This window comes from Kaistella yananensis (assembly GCF_026107505.2).
Classification (GTDB): Bacteria; Bacteroidota; Bacteroidia; order Flavobacteriales; family Weeksellaceae; genus Kaistella; species Kaistella yananensis.
In genome coordinates this window covers 1-607 of sequence record NZ_JAPCHZ010000019.1, presented here as the reverse complement: position 1 = coordinate 607, position 607 = coordinate 1, and the positions used below count along the sequence as shown (strand labels likewise).

Annotated in this window: 1 protein-coding gene; it reads right to left on the bottom strand. The window is 38.6% G+C overall.

The features are described 5' to 3' along the window. Positions 1-607, bottom strand: a 607-nt coding sequence (locus tag OK344_RS13405; protein ID WP_507161294.1) for a transposase, incomplete at both ends; no start/stop codon positions are given.

The following is a 607-nucleotide window of genomic DNA, read 5'->3' as shown; positions in this document are numbered from 1 at the left end:
AAAATAAGAAAATAATTTTCTGTTTCAGTAGTTCCATCATTTTCTTCATGTTCCAAGCGGTTGCAGCTAGTAATGCATTGATTTGTGGTCCCGTTTCTCCCATGAAGTAATTTTTTGCCAGCCTAAAATCGGTTTTTAAATGTCCGATGATAGGTTCTATTGCCGCTCTGGTTCTAAATTTTTTGCGCTTTGTCTGCTTTTGATAAGCAGTGTCTTTTTTTCTTGGAGTGCTTGGGATGGAGATTTTCACGCCCTTTATTTCTGATTTTCCTCTGCCACCTCTATCGTAAAGGAGTTCTTTTGGGAGCTTTTGACCACCGGTTTCCATCTGTTCCAAAAGTGGTTCTATGGTGTGACCATCGTAAGGAGTTTGCAAAAATGCTTTAATCCCGAGAATGATTTTCTTGCCTTTGTTGGCGGTGGTTATCAAACCTACCTTATTCCCAAATTCATACTGGCTATGCGCTTTTCCTTTGGCAATACATCGGGTAAAAGGCTTGTGAATGCTGTAAATTTTATCGGCATCGTTTCTTTTTTGTGTGACAACCTTGGTGTACAATGTCATTAAATCTTTATAAAATTCTTGCTGTTCTGCATTAAAATTCCG